Raw genomic sequence first — 16,729 nt, 5'->3', positions numbered from 1 at the left:
GACGTCGGGCCAAGGGAGAGAAACGAGCGGATAGACGGGGCAGACGCCTGTTATTCGTCGGCGTCTTCGCCCTTGTTCCAGTTCTGGAACGCCGTGAGCGCGGAGCCGCGGCAGAGCCCGAGCGGACCGGCCGCATGGTCGGCATCCTGATCGCCGAGCGCCTTTGCCTGCTCGTAGTGAACCTTGCAGTATTCGGCCTGCTGGCGCTCCAGATCGGCGCGCGACTCCTTGGCGATCTTGTCGGGATCGTTGAGCGATGCGAGGTCGGAGGAGAGCGAATCGGCTGCTTGGCCCGGCTGGGGCAGCCGGTCGAGGCTCGGCGGAACGACGAGGGGCGCCCGCTCTCTCAGCTTCGGTTCCGCGGACCTTTGCGTGGGATTGTTGAGGCCGACGAGGTCGAAGACCTTGCCCTCGAACTGGACGTCGTCGCCCGAGCAACCGGCCGCAAACAGCACCAGCGGAACGAGAGCGATGCGCGCCGCGCACCGAGCCGTCAAACGTCCCGTGAAGCCTGTGGCCATGTTAATCCCCCGCCCAATTCGAGCCGTTCGAGACCTAAGTCTCCTAGAACGTTGGGCTACATTCGGTTTGCGGCGTCATTGCGACTCCCGATGAAGGACTCATACAGGAGGCCCGCAACCCCGGCAACAATGGCCACATCTGCGATGTTGAAGATGTACCAGTAATACCCAAAGGCATGCAGCGAGAAGAAATCGGCCACGCCCCCGATCAGCACCCGATCCACCGCGTTTCCGAGCGCGCCGCCGATGATCAAGCCGAGCGCCCAGGTCATGACGCGCCCGGTCCCGGCGCGCGCGAGCCACACCCACAGGCCGATCGACGCCACCACCGCGAACGTAGCAAGAACGATCTGCCAGCTATAGGCATCGCCGTCGAGCATCGAATAGCTGATGCCGGTGTTTTTCACGAACACGAGGTCAAGGAAAGGCAGCACTTTGACTCGCCCCTTGTCCTGAAGCTCGTACACCAGCAGCACCCACGCCTTGCTGGCCTGATCGAGCACGAACGTGACGGCGGCGATTTTCAAAGCCAGTGCGGAGTACGGCCCCCACAACCAGCGCGCGAGGCGACCTTCTGGGCTCGTCATGCTTGGCGTCTCGCCTCCAACTCGCGCACGGCCGCCGCGTCGCGCGCCGAGAGATCCGGATAATCGGGATCGGACCCGACGTCGTTCGTGATCCGCCACGAGCGGGCGCATTTGCGCCCCTCCGCCCGACGCACGACGACGCCCACGCCCGGCACGTCGGTCAAGGTGAAGGCGCCTTCGGGAGCCTCCTTGGCGGTAAGCGTCACGCCGCTCGTGATGGAGATCTCGGCAAGGTCGATGTCCTGCACCGCATCGCGGAGCGCGGCGTCGGTAATGAACACCTCGGGTGCGGCTTCGAGGCTCGACCCGATGCGCTTTGCCGCCCGCTCGATTTCGAGCGCACCCGTCACCACGCGGCGCACGTCGCGCACGCGCTCCCATTTTTCGGCCAGCGCATCGTCGCGCCACGCTTCCGGCAATTCGGGGAAGACTTCGAGGTGGATGCTGCGCGTCTCGCCGTAGCGGTGGCTCCACGCTTCTTCCGCCGTGAACGAGAGGATCGGCGCGAGCCACGTCGTGACGCATCCGAAGATCTGGTCGATCACGGTCAGTGCCCCGCGCCGCTTCACGCTGGAATGCGGTTCGCAATAAAGCGTGTCTTTGCGAATGTCGAAGTAGAACGACGAAAGATCCGTGTTCATGAACGGCGCGAGCGCCGCAACCACGCCGCGGAAATCGTAAGCGGCATAGGCGGCGCGCACCTCCGCATCGATCTCGGTCAGCCGATGCAGCATCAGCCGTTCGAGCTCCGGCAGCTCCGCGCGCGGCACTGTGAGATCGGGCGTGAAGTAATGCAGCGCGCCCAGCATCCAGCGCAGCGTATTGCGCAGCTTGCGATAGGCCTCCGAAGCCGACTGCACGATGGCAGGCCCGAAACGGATGTCGCCGGTCGTGTCGGCCGACGCCACCCAGAGGCGGAGGATGTCGGCGCCCGCCGTCTTCATCACGTCCTGCGGCGAGAGCACGTTGCCCTTCGACTTCGACATCTTGTCCTCGCCCTTCTCGTCGAGGATGAAGCCGTGCGTCAGCACAACGTCGTAAGGCGCGCGCCCGCGCGTCCCGCAGCTTTCGAGCAGCGAGGAATGGAACCAGCCGCGATGCTGGTCCGAGCCTTCGAGGTACATCACGCGATCCGTGCCGCCGTCGCGTACGCGGTGGATACCCGCAAGGCCCGGGAACTGCTCGGGATCGTCCAGCACGAACGCGTGCGTGGAGCCGGAATCGAACCACACGTCGAGCACGTCTCGCACCTGCTCCCAGTTGGCGGGATCGTATTTGGGCGCAAGGAAGCGTTGTGCCGCGCCTTCTGCAAACCACGCATCCGCGCCTTCCTTGGCGAAAGCGTCCGCGATGGCTGCGTTCACGTCCTCGTCGCGCAGGATGTCGCCTTCCGAAAAGCCGTCGTGATCGCGCTTGGCGACGAACACGGTGATCGGCACGCCCCAGGCGCGCTGGCGCGAAACGACCCAGTCCGGCCGGTTCGCGATCATGCCGTTGATCCGGTTCTCGCCCGTCTCCGGCACCCACTCGGTTGCTTTGATTTCGGACAGCGCCACGTCGCGCAGCGTGCGGTTGCCGCCGACCTCAAAGCCCTTGTCCATCGCGATGAACCACTGCGGTGTGTTGCGGAAGATGACGGGCTTCTTCGAGCGCCACGAGTGCGGATAGGAATGCTTAAGCCGCCCGCGAGCGATGATGTTGCCCGCTTCGCTGAGCGCCTTGATCACGGCGTCGTTGGCGTCGCCCTTGTCGCCGTTCTCTTTCAGCACGCGCTTGCCGGTGAAGCCGGGCGCTTCCTTCGTCAGCACGCCGTCGGCATCCACCGTAAACGGGATCGTCGTGTCGATGCCCCGGTCACGCAGCGCCTTCTGGTTCGCGATCCAGATGATGTAGTCGTCCGCGCCGTGCCCCGGCGCCGTATGCACGAAGCCCGTGCCGGTGTCGTCGGTGACGTGATCGCCGTCGAGCAGCGGCACTTCGAAGTCGTAGCCGAGCGACGTGAGCGGATGGGCGCACACTAGCCCTTCAAAGCCCACGATTAGGTCACCGCCGACGTTCTCCCACTCTTCGATCTTTGCAGCTTTCTTTACGTCTTCAAGGAGCTTTGCAGCGACGATAAGTTTATCGCCAACTTTGGCCCAATTGCCTTCGGGAGCCTTCGTGATCTCCATTTGGACGTAGTCGATCTTCGACGAAAAGCTGATCGCCCGGTTCCCCGGTAACGTCCAAGGTGTGGTTGTCCAGATAACGATGGAGGTGTCTTTAAGGCGATCGCCTAGCGGAACAATTTTGCCGTTTCTTTCGGTGTCGCGACCGATGAGAGGAAACTTCACCCACACCGCATCAGACTGATAATCCTGATACTCGACCTCCGCTTCCGCGAGCGCCGTCTTCTCGACCACGCTCCACATCACCGGCTTCGAACCGCGATACAACAGCCCGTTCGCAGCGAACTTCATGAGCTCGCGCGCAATCGTGGCCTCCGCCGCATACGTCATCGTCAGATACGGGTTGTCCCAGTCGCCGATCACGCCGAGCCGCTTGAACTCCTCGCGCTGCACGTCGACCCATTTGTCGGCGAACTTCCGGCACTCGTCGCGGAAGGCGTTGATGGCGGAGGCGTCCGCGAAGTCCGGCTTCTCATTGCCCTTCGCGCGATACTGCTCCTCGATCTTCCATTCGATGGGAAGCCCGTGGCAGTCCCAGCCCGGCACATAGTTGGAATCGAAGCCCAGCATCTGCTGGCTCTTCACCACCAGATCCTTGAGGATCTTGTTGAGCGCGTGCCCAATGTGGATGTTGCCGTTGGCATACGGAGGCCCGTCGTGCAGCACGAACTTCGGCCGCCCCTTGGAGGCCTCGCGCAACTCGCGGTAGAGATCGCGCGTCCGCCAACGCTTCAGGATCTCCGGCTCCTTCTGCGGCAGCCCCGCACGCATCGGAAATTCGGTCTGCGGCAGGTTGAGCGTCTGGCTCCAGTCGCGGGCCCCGTCACCCGCGTTCCTGTCCGCGTCCGTCTTCGCTCCACCGTCGCCCTTAGCCATTGCAGCCGTCGTCCCTTGCGCCCATTTGCGTGATTTCGAGGCGTTCTAGACGGTTTCGGCCGCCGATTGAAGGGCTGCGTGGCCGATTTAGCCGCCCGCGCGCGCCTCGTCGGCAGCTTTGGCGGCCTGCCTTGCGGGGCGTGCCTCGATCCGCGCCGCGTAATCGACGAATTCCGGCCACTCGGGAATGATCTTGAACCCCAGCATGTAGGCGACACCCGAGCCCATCATGACGTCCGCGGCCGTGAACCGCTCGCCGAGCAACCACGGCCCGGGCTTCAAGGCGGCCGCCAGCGTGCGGAACACGTCGTCGGGCGTGCCCCATCCACCCATGGAGGAAGGCGTTTCTCTGTTGAGCGCCTTGTCGATTGCGGCAGGCTCGAAGCAGCTTCCCGCGAAGAACAGCCAGCGCAAGTAGGCTGCGCGGTCCGGGTCGTCGATAGCCGGCGCCAAACCGGCATCCGGATACCTATCGGCGAGATAGGTGAGAATTGCAGGCGTTTCCGTGACGATCAAATCGCCGTCGAGCAGAACAGGGATCTTGCCCATCGGATTGATCTTCAAAAACGCGTCCGACTTTTGCTCGCCCGCCTTGAGATCTACGGCGACGAGTTCGAACGGCTCCCCGATCTCGTGCAGCATGGTATGCACGGTCGTCGAGCGCGATTGCGGGTTGTGATAGAGCGTGAGCATCGCGGTTCTCCACAGAGTGCGCTAACGCCAGTCTCCGAGCACGGCGTTGACGAGCGCGAGCGCGGCGACGGCGGCTGTGTCGGCCCGCATGATGCGCGGTCCGAGCGAAACGGCCACCGCCTGCGGCACGGCGCGGATCATGGCCCGCTCGTCGGGCGAAAATCCGCCCTCCGGCCCGATCAGAACGGCGAGCGGCCCGGCCGCTCGCGCGGAAAGCGCTGCAATCGGGCTCGCCTGCTCGGCGGCTTCGTCACAGAAAACGAGTGTCCGCGCCGCATCCCATCCGTCGAGCAACTTGGCGAGCTTGATCGGTTCCGCGATCTCAGGCACGCGCAAGATCCCGCATTGTTCCGCCGCTTCGATGACATTCGCGCGCATCCGGTCGAGATTGACGCGCTCGGCCACCGTATGGCGCGTCAACACCGGCACGAGGCGTGCGACGCCCATTTCGGTGGCCTTCTGCACCATGTAGTCGAGCCGCGCGCGTTTGAGCGGAGCGAACAGGTAATGAAGATCCGGGCCGCCCGCCTGCGCGCGCACAAGCTCGACCGCTTCGAGCGCCGCGCCGCGTTTTCCTTCTGCGATGAGCCGTGCGCGCCATTCGCCGTCGCGGCCATTGAAGACGAGGATTTCGTGGCCGTGTGCGAGCCGCAGAACGCTGCGGAGATAGCTCGCCTGCTCCGGCGAGCAGGCGACGCGCGCGCCTTCCGCAAGAGCGGCATCGATGAACAGGCGCTGGGACGTGAAATCGTGAACGGCCATAATCGCTTCCATATCCGATGCCCTAGCTCGATCCAACAGCTATGGCGTGTCCCGCCGCCCGGGTGCGGCCTCGGCTCGTGTTGCTCGCCCCTGCCGCGGCCGTTAACGTCGCCCCAGGATGCCAGATCAGGATGGACCGAGCATGAGGGCACGCGGAGCGGAAAACGGCCTGGAAGACGTACGCGGCGCACCGCCCGTCGCCGACGCGGCGCGCGGCAATTGGGTGGATCGCTATGCGCCGGTATCCTGGCGCCCGTATCTCCGCCTCGCCCGCATGGACCGCCCCATCGGCACCTGGCTGCTGCTGTTTCCCTGCTGGTGGTCGGTGACGCTCGCGGAAGTCTCGATCGGAAATCCCTATCCGGATCCCTGGATGTTGTTCCTGTTCGCCGTCGGCGCGCTCGTCATGCGCGGTGCGGGCTGCGCCTACAACGACTATATCGACCGCGACTACGACGCCCGCGTCGCCCGCACGGCGAACCGGCCGATCCCGTCCGGGCAGGTCACGCCCGAAGCCGCCCTCGCGTTCGTCGTCGCGCTGTCGCTGATCGGCTTCCTGGTGCTGATCTGGTTCAACCTGTTCACCATTCTGCTCGGCATCACGTCGCTCGCACTCGTTGCGATCTACCCGTTCATGAAACGCTTCACCTACTGGCCGCAGGTGGTGCTGGGGCTCGCGTTCAATTGGGGCGCGCTGATGGGCTGGGCGGCGGTGCGCGGCTCGCTCGATTGGGCGCCGGTGCTGCTCTATGCGGGCTCGGTGCTCTGGACCATCGGCTACGACACGATCTACGCCCACCAGGACACCGAGGACGATCTGATGCTGGGCCTGAAGTCGACGGCGTTGACCTTCGGCTCCGACACGCCGTTCTGGGTCGGCAGCTTTTATGTCGGCGCGCTGCTGCTCTGGATCGCGGCCGGGTTTCTCGCCGGCACGCATCTCGTGTTCTTCTTCGGCGTCGCGCTCGTCGGTCTTCAGATGGCCTGGCAGGTCTCGACGCTCGACATCAAGGACGGCAACAACTGTTTGCGCCGCTTCCTCGCCAATCGGGATGTCGGCGTCGCGATCTTCCTCGCCCTCGTTGCCGACACGCTGATCTCGTGGTGGGCTGGCCTGAGCTGAGAACGCCGTGAATTAAAACGACAAACCCTCCGGGCTGAGAACGCCCGGAGGGTTTGTCGTGGAAGCATTATTGAAGTGAGGCTGCGTTACGCGCGCTCGCTGTCGTCCTCGGTCTCGGATTCGTCGACACCTGCGTCGTCTCCGGCCTCGGCCTCGTCTGCAGCACCGTCCTCGGCCTCGATGTCATCGCCGCCCGCCTCGTCACCGCTCTCGTCGTCCTCGTCCTCATCTTGAGGCTCGGCCGATTTCATCTCCTTGAGCTTGGCGAACATGCGGGCTTCTTCTTCGGCCGGCGTCTCCTCGCGCGTTTCCACGTCGCGCGGCTGCACGATCTCGGCCGTCGGGCGGAACTCGTCGTCCGAGCCCAGCGGCCCGGTCGTCTCTTCCGTCGGCAGCAGCGTACCGGCCTTGATGGCTTCGCGCCGCGCCTCGCGCTGCTCGCGCTCGATGCGCTTGGCGGCCTTCTTCACTTCGGTGTCGAGATCGGTCTGCGAGCAGAGGCCGAGCGTCACGGGATCCTGCGGCACGAGGTTCGCGGAGTTCCAGTGCGTGCGATCCTTGATCTGCGCGATCGTGGGCTTGGTTGTGCCGACGAGGCGCATGAGCTGGCTGGTCTTCAGCTCGGGGTGGTTGCGCAAAAGCCAGAGCACCGCGTTCGGGCGGTCGTGGCGGCGCGACACCGGCGTATAGCGCGGGCCCTTCTTCGTCGTGGTTTCGGGGATCTGGACCTTGGCCTCCGCGAGCCGCAGCTTGTGGCTTGCGTCTTTCTCGGCCGTCGCGATCTCTTCGCGCGTGAGCTGGTTCGACGTGATGGGGTCGAGGCCCTTGATGCCCTGGGCCACGTCGCCGTCGGCGATGCCTTTGACCTCAAGCACGTGCAACCCGCAGAATTCGGCGATCTGCTCGAAGGAGAGCGAGGTATTCTCGACGAGCCACACGGCGGTGGCCTTCGGCATCAGGGGCTTGCGGTCGCTCATAAGGGCTTCTCCGGGCTCCCGCGGAGGACAGTCCGCGAAAGCCAATAGAGTGAATGAAAGTTTGGGGATCGGGCCTTATACCGCGATCGGAGGGGCGCCTGCAAGCGCCGCCGCAAGTGCACGCGCCTGGAAACATTGGCCGCGCGAGTTGCGCCAGGGAAGGCACGCCGCTAGACCAGGGGACCCGAACAGAGGCGAGCGACCGGAAAGATCAACCATGACAGCAAATAAGATCACTTACTTCGAAGACCTTGCCGTCGGCCAGGAGGCGTCGCTGTCGAACACTGTGACCGAGAAGGACATCGCCCTCTTCGCCGAGGTTTCCGGTGATCGGAACCCCGTCCATGTCGATGCCGACTATGCCGCGGGCACGATCTTCGGCGAGCGAATCGCACACGGAATGCTGTCGGCAGCCTATATTTCGGCCGTGTTCGGGATGGAGCTGCCCGGTCCCGGCGCGATCTACATCTCCCAGACGATGGCCTTCAAGGCCCCGGTCAAGATCGGCGACACGGTCGTGACCACGGTGACGCTGGTGGAACTGCTGCCCGAGAAGAAGCGGGCGCGCTTCGAGACTGTCTGCGCCGTGAACGGCAAGCCGGTGCTGACCGGCGAGGCCGTGCTTATGGTGCCGAACCGCCCGGAATAAAATCTGCGCCACTGGCCGCCTTCGCAATCACCGTCTGCACCAAAGAGCCTCTCATGCTCATCGTTCACGGCTATGACTCCGTGCCGCCTGAAGCGAAGGGCGCCGTGTTGGCCCTCGGCAACTTCGACGGCGTGCATCGCGGCCATCAGGCGTTGATCGGCCAGGCAGTGGCCGAGGCGCAGGGCAGGGGCTGTTCTGCGGGCGCGCTGGTGTTCGATCCGCATCCGAGCGCGTTCTTCCGCCCCGGCGAGCCGCACTTCCGGCTGACGCCGCTCGACGAGAAACTCGCGCTGTTCGCGGAGCTGGGGCTCGACGTGGCCGTCGTGCTTGCCTTCGACGCCGCGCTCGCGAGCCTCGACGCCGAACGCTTCATCGAGGCCGTGCTGGTCGATGCCCTGGCCGTCTCGCACGTTGTTGTCGGCTATCACTTCTTCTTCGGCCGTAACCGCGGCGGCTCGGCGGAAACGTTGCGTCGTTTCGGATATACGCACGGTTTCGGAGTTACGGTCGTCGATCCGATAGCCGATCGCGGCGAACCGTTTTCGTCGACGGACATCCGGTTGCTGCTTGCCGAGGGTAACGTGCGCAGCGCGGCGGCGGCGCTCGGCCGGCCATGGAGCGTCAAGGGTCCGGTGATCGGCGGCGCCAAGCGCGGCACCGGCCTCGGCTTTCCAACCGCAAACGTGGCGATGCCGAAGGGCACCGCGCTGGGGCACGGCATCTTCGCCGTCCGCGTGGCGCTCGATGGCGTGTCGCTGGACGGCGCCGCCTACCTCGGCACGCGCCCGACCTTCGACGACGGGATGCCGGTGCTCGAAGTTTTTCTGTTCGACTTCGATGGCGACATCTATGGCCGCGAGATCGAGGTGATCTTCATCGACAAGGTGCGCGACGACCGCCGTTTCGCGAGCGCAGAGGAACTCGTGACGCAGATGAACGCCGACTGCGCCAAAGCCCGCGAGATCCTGGCGGCCACATCGCCTTAGCGCCAGCCGAAGCGGCCCGTGAGCGAGTCTCACTTGAGACCGCACGGCTCCGGGAGCGTCTTAGCGAAGCCAAGCTCCTCCTTGGATGCGAGCGCGACACACACTTCGAGCCCGCAGGGCTCCGGGAGCAAAGCGACCCGGCGCAAGTGCGCCGCCCGCGCGGAGGGCCAGGCTGGCGCGGAAGCGCCAGCCGAAGCGGCCCGTGAGCGCAAACAGACTACATACTTCTGGGCCGCGGATCGCCCGGCTTGCGCCCCTCCACGCCGAGCGTCATTTTTTGGCGCGTGCCGTCGGGCAGCACCAGCGTCACGAACTCGCAGCGCTTATCCAGCGCCAGGATGTCGCGAAGAATGCGGTGTCCCGCGGGCGCACCCTGATCGATCAGCTCGGCATCCATCGGGCCCGCGTGGTACGTGCACGCTTCGGACCCGCCGGCCAGCTTCTTGCGCTCGAGCGGCTTCGTCCCGTCGAGTGTGAATGCCGCAATCGTAATCCCGGCGACGATGATACCGCCGGCAATGAGAGCTTCGTACTTCATCGTGCGACCTCCATTGGCTGGGCCCGCGCGCACCCGGACGAGAGAGCAAGACAGCCCTCCGCCCAGGGAGTGATTCGTTTACGACCTGACTTCTATCATCGGGAGATGGAGTGGAACCTGTCTTGCTCATGCACCCGGCAGGATGCCCCACGTTGCGTTAAGAATTTGCGAGCCTCCAAGAATGGCTGAGCGTCTCCCGATCCTTGCTTTGTGCGTTGCGGCTCTGCTGGCCGTGAGCGGGAGCCCGCTTGGCGCCGAGGGCGGTCGTGGCAACAGCAACTCATGGGGCGACCGCAACCCGGGGTCCAATTCCGGTCATCGTCCGGGGCGCGAGCGCGGGGGGCTCGTCATCGAGCCCTACATCGACCTCGACCTTTCTCGTCCGCGCCAGCCGGACCGCAACGCGCCGGAAACCATGATGGCCAACATCGAGGGATGTGCTGCCGATGGCGTCCGCCTGTTCGTGGACTGTCTCCGGGGGCGTGCAAGCCCCGTGGCCATTCGCCGCCTCGAAGCGTGCCTCCGCTCCGAGAGCATCCCGGACGATCTCCGCCGGGTCTCGGCCTGCCTGCCGCGCTGACCGCGGCGCGCGCGCCTACCCCTTGTTTCAGCGCTCCCGGGCCGCCATAACACGAACAAATCATCCCGATTGCTGCACTGTCAGAGGCCCCACGCATGTCGACCCGCCAGGATGGGGCCCAGGATGGGGCCAAGCGCCCACGAGTGCGCTCCGAAACCGACCTCGTCGCCTGGATAGCGGCAGGCGAAAAGCCGAAAGCGGACTGGCGCATCGGCACCGAGCACGAAAAGTTCGTCTTCCATACCGACACGCTCACGCCAGTTCCCTATGAGGGCGAGCGGGGCATCCGCGCGCTCATGGAGCAGCTCATGGCGCGTTACGACTGGGAGCCGATCAAGGAAGGCGAGAACATCATCGCGCTGAAGCGGCCTGACGCGGCGCCCGGCGGCACCATCAGCCTGGAGCCCGGCGGTCAGTTTGAGCTGTCGGGAGCGCCGCTCCGTTCCTTGCATGAAACCTGCGCCGAAACGCAAGAGCATCTCTTCGAGGTGCTGAGCGTGGGCGAGGATCTCGGCATCGGCTTTCTCGGCGTCGGCTTTTCGCCCAAATGGACGCTCGACGAGACGCCACGCATGCCGAAGGCGCGTTACCAGGTCATGACGCGCTATATGCCGGAGGTCGGCAGGCGCGGCCTCGACATGATGTATCGCACGACCACGATCCAGGTGAACCTGGACTTCGCGACCGAAGCCGACATGGTCAAGAAGCTGCGCGTGAGCCTCGCGCTGCAGCCCATCGCCACCGCGATCTTCGCGTCCTCGCCCTTCACCGAAGGCCGGCCGAACGGCTTCAAGTCGCTCCGGAGCGAAGTCTGGCGCGAAACCGATAAGCGCCGCACCGGCATGCTGCCGTTCGTGTTCGAGGACGGCATGGGCTACGCCCGCTACGTCGACTATGCGCTCGACGTGCCGATGTACTTCGTCTACCGCGACGGCCGCTACATCGACGTGGCCGGTGCGTCGTTCCGCGATTTTCTGGCGGGCAAGCTCGCGGCGATGCCAGGCGAGTATCCGACGCTCGACGATTGGTCCGACCACCTGACGACGCTTTTCCCCGAGGTGCGTTTGAAGCGCTTCCTCGAAATGCGCGGCGCGGACGGCGGCCGTTGGCGGCGCATCTGCGCGCTGCCTGCGTTCTGGGTCGGCCTCCTTTACGACGAGACGTCGCTCGATGCCGCGTGGGATCTCGTGAAGTCCTGGACGGAGGAGGAGCGCGAGGCGTTGCGCAACGCCGTCCCGCGCGAGGCACTTGCCACCCGCTTCCGCGAGACCACGGTGCAGGAGCTCGCGCGCGAGGTGCTGCGGATCTCGCATGCGGGGCTGAGGCGCCGACAGCAGCTCAACCGGAAGAGCCAGGACGAGACGATATTTCTCAGCCCCCTCGAAGCCGCCGTCGCATCCGGTCGGACGGTTGCGGATGAGCTTTTGGAGCGCTTCCACGGCCCCTGGAACGGCCGGATCGACCACGTCTTTGCGGAATTCGCCTTCTAACGTACGGATTCGGCAACCAAAAAACGAGCGGGAACCTTGACGTCCGGGTTCAGGTGACGTTCATCGTTGGCGCGATAGAAGTGCATCGCACATGAAATTTGCCGAACACGATGCGTGAGTGCGGCAAGCACAGCCCCCGTGAAGCAGCATGAGAGAGAGGAGGTCGATTGTGAGCCGCATCGTTCGATACGCGATCCTCCTCGCCTGCCTCGGGACACTCCCCGCCGTAGCCGTCTCGACGGTGGCCGGAGCGAACCAGTGCGCAGCCAAGTGCTACGCCGAGGAAAACGCCTGCCGCCGCGCCACCAAAGACAGCCCGAGCTGCGGCGCAGCACTCACGCGCTGCCTCCAGTCCTGCCGCGCGCAGCGTTAGACCATGATCGCTTCGGACCCTATCAGTCCGAAGCGTGAATCATCGGTCTCATCAAAAAGCGAGAGCGTCCGATCCGATTCCATCGGATCGGAAAACGCTCTGGCCGCGCCCTCAAGCAAGGCCTTGCGCGGATAGTCGTGCGAGCGCCCGCTCGGCGGCGGCGATCTCTTCCGGCGAAAAAGCAAAGAACCCGCTGCGTTTCTTCCGTCGCGCCTCAAGCGCCTGCGCTCTGAGCCCGAGGAACTCCGTGGGCTCGTCGATCTCGGCATATGAGGCCGACTTGCCCAGCACCTCGAAGCCGCACATGGCCTGATAGAACGGCGAAACTTTTTTGTGAACCGCAACCACCGCCATGTCGACGCGTGATGCGATCGTCAACATCACGCCCGCCCGCACAAGGGAAGCGTAGAGCGTCGTCCGGAACGATCTGTTCGAAAGTGTGGGCTCCACGGCCATGCGCGAGAATTCGACCAGGCGCTGGCAATTCTGCGCAATGAGCGCGCGCACCTCGTCGGGAAACGCATCCTCGCAGGGCATGGAATGCGGCAGAGCATGTGCGCCGCCGAACGCGAGCCGCAACGCGCCGATGCAGGCGCCCTTGTGAAACGCGCCGACCGCAACTGTGGTATCGAGTGCGTCGAACCGATCGCTGAGCATGCCGGCATCGTTTTCCCGGATCCAACCCGCAGCGAGAAACGCCCGGTATCTCAAGCGGTGGAGATCGGTCTTGTCGGAATGCGAGGAATAGATTTCGAGAGAGATCGGAAAGTTCTTGGCCGTATCGCCATTGTTGTTGTCGAGCACAAGGGGAGGCTGAAACATCATGCTGGCGCCCACGGAAATCTCCTTTTGCTTGCAGACGCCGAACTCCGGTCGGTTCCTGCGCGTCGACGGCTCGCCCGAAAAGAGATCGATGGCCAATAACTTTGACCGCAGCGATTTCGTTCCGGGCATAGATGAGCCGAAGCCGGAGAGCGCTTATCCGAGCCGCCGCCGGAACTCCTCGTAACCGAAGCTGCGCACGACCTCGTAACGCCCATCCTCGTGCAGGATCGCGAGATCGGGGAGCGGCGTGCCGTTGAATGTGGTGTTCTTCACGAACGAGTATTGCATCATGTCCGTGAACACGAGGCGGTCGCCGGGCTTCAGGGGAGCGTCGAACGAATATTCGCCGATCACGTCGCCCGTCATGCAGGTCTTGCCGCCCAGGATGTACGTGAAGGGATGCACGCCGGGCTTGTCCGCGCCGATGATCGTCGGCGTATAGGGAACTTCAAGCACATCCGGCATGTGCGTCGAGGCCGACGCGTCGAGGATCGCGATCTCGCCGACGTTGCGGTGAATGCCGATGACCGAGGAAACGAGATAGCCCGCATCGACGACGAGGCCCGCGCCGGGCTCAAGATAAACCTCGATGCCGAATTCCGCGCGGAACGCCTTGAGCGCCGCGATCAGCTTGCCGACGTCGTAACCCGGCTTGTTGATGAAATGTCCGCCGCCGAAGTTGACCGCTTTGACGCGCCGGAGGTAGGGCTCGAACGTGCGCGCGACGTGGTCGATGAGCCCGACCGATCCGTCCGCGAGCGATTCGCAGAGTGCGTGCGCGTGGAAGATGTCGATGTCGTCCCACGGTAGCCGGTCGATCTCTTCCGCCGTCGTGCCGAAGCGCGAGTTCGGCGCACACGGATCGTAAAGCGCGCCGCCGAGCGTGGCGTTCGAATAGCCGGGGTTGATGCGGGCGCCGACGTGAATGTTCGTGCGCCCGGATTCGCGCACAGCCTTCAGCACGCGCGCCATCTCGTCCGGCGAGTTGGCATAGATGTGATCCGCGATGTCGATCAGGCGCTCGATCTCGCCCGGCCCGTAAGCCGGCGCATAGACGTGGACCTCGCGGCCGAATTCCTCGCGCCCGAGGCGAGCTTCGTATTCGCCCGACGCGGTCGTGCCGGCGAGCGTGTCGTCGAGCAGGGGGAACGCGGCCGGCATCGCCCAGGCCTTGGTGGCGAGCAGGATCTTGACCCCGGCTTCGCGCTTGATGCGGGCTGCGGTTTCGAGATTCCGCTTGAGCGCCGCGACGTCGAGGACGTAAGCGGGCGTGCGGATGTCGTCAGGGAGTTTCGGAAGCATGGCGCGGCCCTTAACCTCTCATGGCGCAAAGGAGAGACGCCCCGGCGCGGATCATGGAGACGAACGTTGAGGGCGCTATATGGCATTGCCGGATGGCGACTTCCAGAGCCGAAGCGCCCCCGCGCCAAAGGGGCCCGGCCCGGATGTCGGGATTGGGATGCTCTGGAAGAGCGTCAGGGGACATGCGCGGGGATCGTCCGCCTTCGTCGCAGCTAAAATGAAGAAAGGGCCGGCGCTGGATGCCGCCCTCTCCCTCATGTCCGCGCGCGTCCCGTAAGCGAGCCGCAACCGGCCGCGATCAATGGCTCGCAGGTGCCGCGGGGCCGTCGGTGAAGAAGTCGAGATCGTCGTCCTCGACATTCTGCGCCGCAATCCGCCAGTTCCCCGGCGCGTGCGTATGCCCGTTGAGGTGCTCGCCGTTGAGATGGCCGCCGTCGGCATACCCGCCTTCGAGGGCCGGCCGACGCTCGGCGGGCGGAGCGGGAAACGCGCAAAGCCGCGTGGCCAGAAGCTGGAGTTCGTTCATGATCGCGGAACGCCGCGCCTCGTGCTGTACGGTGACGTGACGGATTTCCGCGAGCAGCTTTTCATCGACGTGATTGAGCGCGGCGTTGAGCGCCCGGACGAGCGCTTGCTCTTCCTGAGCGTCCTCCGCGATCCGGCGATGCATTTCGGCGAGTTTTTCGGAAAGATGAGCCATGACTGGTGCCCCCATCGCTGATGCAAACGAATCGAGTTCGGGGGCGAACGTGTGCGATTCTTGTGTTCAATTATGGAAGGCGCCGCCTCAATTCTTTCGATTTCGCGAAGAGATAGCCCTGATTTTTATTCCCGTTCGTGAGCATAAATTTTGCGCCTTAGCGCGCAGGCAACAGTGTCATGCCGTCTGCCGCCACGTTGCCGCGATATGCTCGGCCACGGTCTCGATCACGTTGTCGTCGCGCATGTAGGCGTTGTGATAGAGCGCATCGGAGAGCCGCTTCCACATCGCATCGGGGTTGGCGATTCCGCCGTCAGGCCCGTCGTTGGCTACGACGCTGTTGTAAAGGCTCTGCGCGGCGACGAAGAGCGCGGCGTCGTCGATGCCGCCGAGGTCGATGGCCTCGATCCGCTCCTCGCGCCCTTGGACGAGATACGGCGGCAGCCGCGTCACGCCGACGAGTTTGAAGGCGTCGTCGCCGCCGAAGGCTGCACCCACGACGCCGCCGTGAATCGCGGAGGTCAGAAATTTCGCATAGGCCCAGGCGCCGCCCGCGCGCGCGGCGAGCCAGATCGCGAAGAACACCGCGCCGTAGATCACGGGAACCAGCAGCAGGAACGTGAGATCGGCGCCGAGCGCGAGGCCGTAGGTGCCCTCCCGCACCTTTTCGAGGATCGGCGTCAGGAAGTAGCTGCCCGTCCAGACGAAGAACGCGACGGTTGCGATCACGCCCGCAAGCGAGGCGAACGCGGTGAGCGAGCGCATCGCGGACGCGGTCGTCACATACTCCGGATTGATTTCCGCCGCCGTCTCCAGAAGCTGCATTGCCTCGTCCCGAGGGCTGTGCACGACAAGCCATTGCGACGGCGAGAGGGAGCGCGCGAACCGTCGTTCGGCAAGATGGCGCCGTGCGAGTTTGCGCACACCCGCGATCAGGCTCCACACGCCGAGCGCAAAAAGCCCGCTGAAAAGAACGACGGCCTCGATCTTCTTGTTGCTGTCGCCGGGCAGGACCTCGATGAGATACCACAGCATGATCGGTGGAATGACGAGCCCGAGAACGAGCTGAAACAGCGCGATCAGGCGCGGCACCGTCTTGAGCTTGCGGACGAAGAACGGCGTGCCGAAGGAAATGATCGCGCCGCGCTGCGCCGAGGGCCGTGCGCGCGCAAGTCCCTCGACAGCGACGTTGCCGCCATGGCTATGCGCCAGCACCGCATGCTGCCGCCCTTCCCGGTGGAGACCCCGCAGCGTGCGCGCGAGCGCCTCCGCGCCCTTCAGCCGATCGTGATCCGAATTCTTTCCCGACCAGTGCACGGGCACGATCTCGGGTTGTGGGATGCCGCGTGCGGCGAGCCGCTCCGCAAGCCGGTTGGTGAACGTCGAGCCGGTCTGCCACCACCGCTCGCCGGTGTCGTCGAGAGCCGCATCGTTCGTGCCATGCACGGTCACGATGACGGGCGCCTTGCCTGCGCTTGCAGCAGGGCGAGGCGTCGCGCCCGTCCCGCTCGGTTCCGCACTGTCCAGCATGATCGTCCCCACAGAATATGGTGCCGCGCCCTCGCGGCATCTGAGCGGG

16 protein-coding genes and 1 pseudogene are annotated in these 16,729 nt (G+C 64.8%); 6 read left to right on the top strand and 11 right to left on the bottom strand.

Annotated elements, in window-relative coordinates; all coding sequences use genetic code 11:
* Positions 1-50: 50 nt before the first annotated feature.
* The 5 genes from W911_RS15690 to W911_RS15670 all read right to left on the bottom strand — a co-directional run bounded on the left by W911_RS15690 (position 51) and on the right by W911_RS15670 (position 5,607).
* Positions 51-521 (bottom strand): hypothetical protein, encoded by a 471-nt coding sequence (locus W911_RS15690; protein WP_023788525.1) that lies wholly within the window; start codon positions 519-521, stop codon positions 51-53.
* Positions 522-577: 56 nt separating this feature from the next.
* Entirely contained in the window at positions 578-1,108 is a 531-nt protein-coding gene (gene lspA, locus W911_RS15685; protein WP_023788524.1) for a signal peptidase II, read from the bottom strand.
* Complete coding sequence (ileS, locus tag W911_RS15680) at positions 1,105-4,152, bottom strand: isoleucine--tRNA ligase (protein WP_023788523.1); 3,048 nt, start codon at positions 4,150-4,152, stop codon at positions 1,105-1,107. The genes lspA and ileS overlap by 4 nt, the downstream gene beginning before the upstream one ends.
* Positions 4,153-4,239: 87 nt before the next feature.
* Positions 4,240-4,845, bottom strand: a complete 606-nt coding sequence (locus W911_RS15675; RefSeq protein WP_023788522.1) for a glutathione S-transferase family protein — start codon at positions 4,843-4,845, stop codon at positions 4,240-4,242.
* Between the two features lie 21 nt (positions 4,846-4,866).
* Positions 4,867-5,607, bottom strand: coding sequence for a 16S rRNA (uracil(1498)-N(3))-methyltransferase (locus W911_RS15670; protein WP_041319094.1), 741 nt, complete (start codon positions 5,605-5,607; stop codon positions 4,867-4,869).
* A gap of 142 nt (positions 5,608-5,749) precedes the next feature.
* Between W911_RS15670 and ubiA the strand changes: the two genes are divergently transcribed.
* A complete protein-coding gene (gene ubiA, locus W911_RS15665) occupies positions 5,750-6,730 on the top strand; it encodes a 4-hydroxybenzoate octaprenyltransferase (protein ID WP_023788520.1) in 981 nt (326 codons plus the stop codon).
* 212 nt (positions 6,731-6,942) lie between these two features.
* Here ubiA and W911_RS15660 read toward each other — a convergent pair.
* Positions 6,943-7,707 (bottom strand): annotated as a pseudogene (locus tag W911_RS15660) (DUF1013 domain-containing protein); the annotation flags it as partial.
* 217 nt (positions 7,708-7,924) lie between these two features.
* On the opposite strand from W911_RS15660, the gene W911_RS15655 reads away from it, so the two are divergent.
* Positions 7,925-8,356: a MaoC family dehydratase gene (locus W911_RS15655; protein ID WP_023788518.1), complete on the top strand. Its 432-nt coding sequence runs from the start codon at positions 7,925-7,927 to the stop codon at positions 8,354-8,356.
* Between the two features lie 53 nt (positions 8,357-8,409).
* Positions 8,410-9,342 carry a bifunctional riboflavin kinase/FAD synthetase gene (locus W911_RS15650; RefSeq protein ID WP_023788517.1) on the top strand — a complete coding sequence of 311 codons (933 nt, stop codon included), beginning with the start codon at positions 8,410-8,412 and terminating at the stop codon, positions 9,340-9,342.
* A 217-nt stretch (positions 9,343-9,559) separates the two neighbouring features.
* Here the strand turns inward: W911_RS15650 and W911_RS15645 are convergent, their stop codons facing one another.
* A complete protein-coding gene (locus W911_RS15645; RefSeq protein WP_023788516.1) occupies positions 9,560-9,880 on the bottom strand; it encodes a hypothetical protein in 321 nt (106 codons plus the stop codon).
* Between the two features lie 181 nt (positions 9,881-10,061).
* Here W911_RS15645 and W911_RS15640 point away from each other — a divergent pair, with 181 nt between their 5' ends.
* The 3 genes from W911_RS15640 to W911_RS18230 all read left to right on the top strand — a co-directional run bounded on the left by W911_RS15640 (position 10,062) and on the right by W911_RS18230 (position 12,323).
* Complete coding sequence (locus tag W911_RS15640; protein WP_023788515.1) at positions 10,062-10,460, top strand: hypothetical protein; 399 nt, start codon at positions 10,062-10,064, stop codon at positions 10,458-10,460.
* 95 nt (positions 10,461-10,555) lie between these two features.
* Positions 10,556-11,950, top strand: a complete 1,395-nt coding sequence (locus tag W911_RS15635; RefSeq protein WP_081717766.1) for a glutamate--cysteine ligase — start codon at positions 10,556-10,558, stop codon at positions 11,948-11,950.
* Positions 11,951-12,119: 169 nt separating this feature from the next.
* Positions 12,120-12,323, top strand: coding sequence for a hypothetical protein (locus W911_RS18230; protein WP_144083628.1), 204 nt, complete (start codon positions 12,120-12,122; stop codon positions 12,321-12,323).
* Between the two features lie 111 nt (positions 12,324-12,434).
* Here W911_RS18230 and W911_RS15630 read toward each other — a convergent pair whose 3' ends face one another.
* From W911_RS15630 to W911_RS15610, 4 genes are all read right to left on the bottom strand, one after another.
* Positions 12,435-13,160 carry an N-acyl amino acid synthase FeeM domain-containing protein gene (locus W911_RS15630; protein ID WP_158412876.1) on the bottom strand — a complete coding sequence of 242 codons (726 nt, stop codon included), beginning with the start codon at positions 13,158-13,160 and terminating at the stop codon, positions 12,435-12,437.
* 141 nt (positions 13,161-13,301) lie between these two features.
* The gene (gene nspC, locus W911_RS15625; protein ID WP_023788511.1) at positions 13,302-14,450 is read right to left on the bottom strand and encodes a carboxynorspermidine decarboxylase; all 1,149 of its coding nucleotides are present in this window, start codon (positions 14,448-14,450) and stop codon (positions 13,302-13,304) included.
* A 298-nt stretch (positions 14,451-14,748) separates the two neighbouring features.
* The gene (locus W911_RS15615; RefSeq protein WP_023788509.1) at positions 14,749-15,150 is read right to left on the bottom strand and encodes a hypothetical protein; all 402 of its coding nucleotides are present in this window, start codon (positions 15,148-15,150) and stop codon (positions 14,749-14,751) included.
* Between the two features lie 177 nt (positions 15,151-15,327).
* Positions 15,328-16,680 carry a lipase family protein gene (locus W911_RS15610; RefSeq protein ID WP_023788508.1) on the bottom strand — a complete coding sequence of 451 codons (1,353 nt, stop codon included), beginning with the start codon at positions 16,678-16,680 and terminating at the stop codon, positions 15,328-15,330.
* Between the last annotated feature and the right edge of the window lie 49 nt (positions 16,681-16,729).

The organism is Hyphomicrobium nitrativorans NL23 (assembly GCF_000503895.1).
GTDB lineage: Bacteria > Pseudomonadota > Alphaproteobacteria > Rhizobiales > Hyphomicrobiaceae > Hyphomicrobium_C > Hyphomicrobium_C nitrativorans.
The sequence above is the reverse complement of the archived record's forward strand: the minus strand, read 5'-3'. Positions and strand labels throughout refer to the sequence as shown.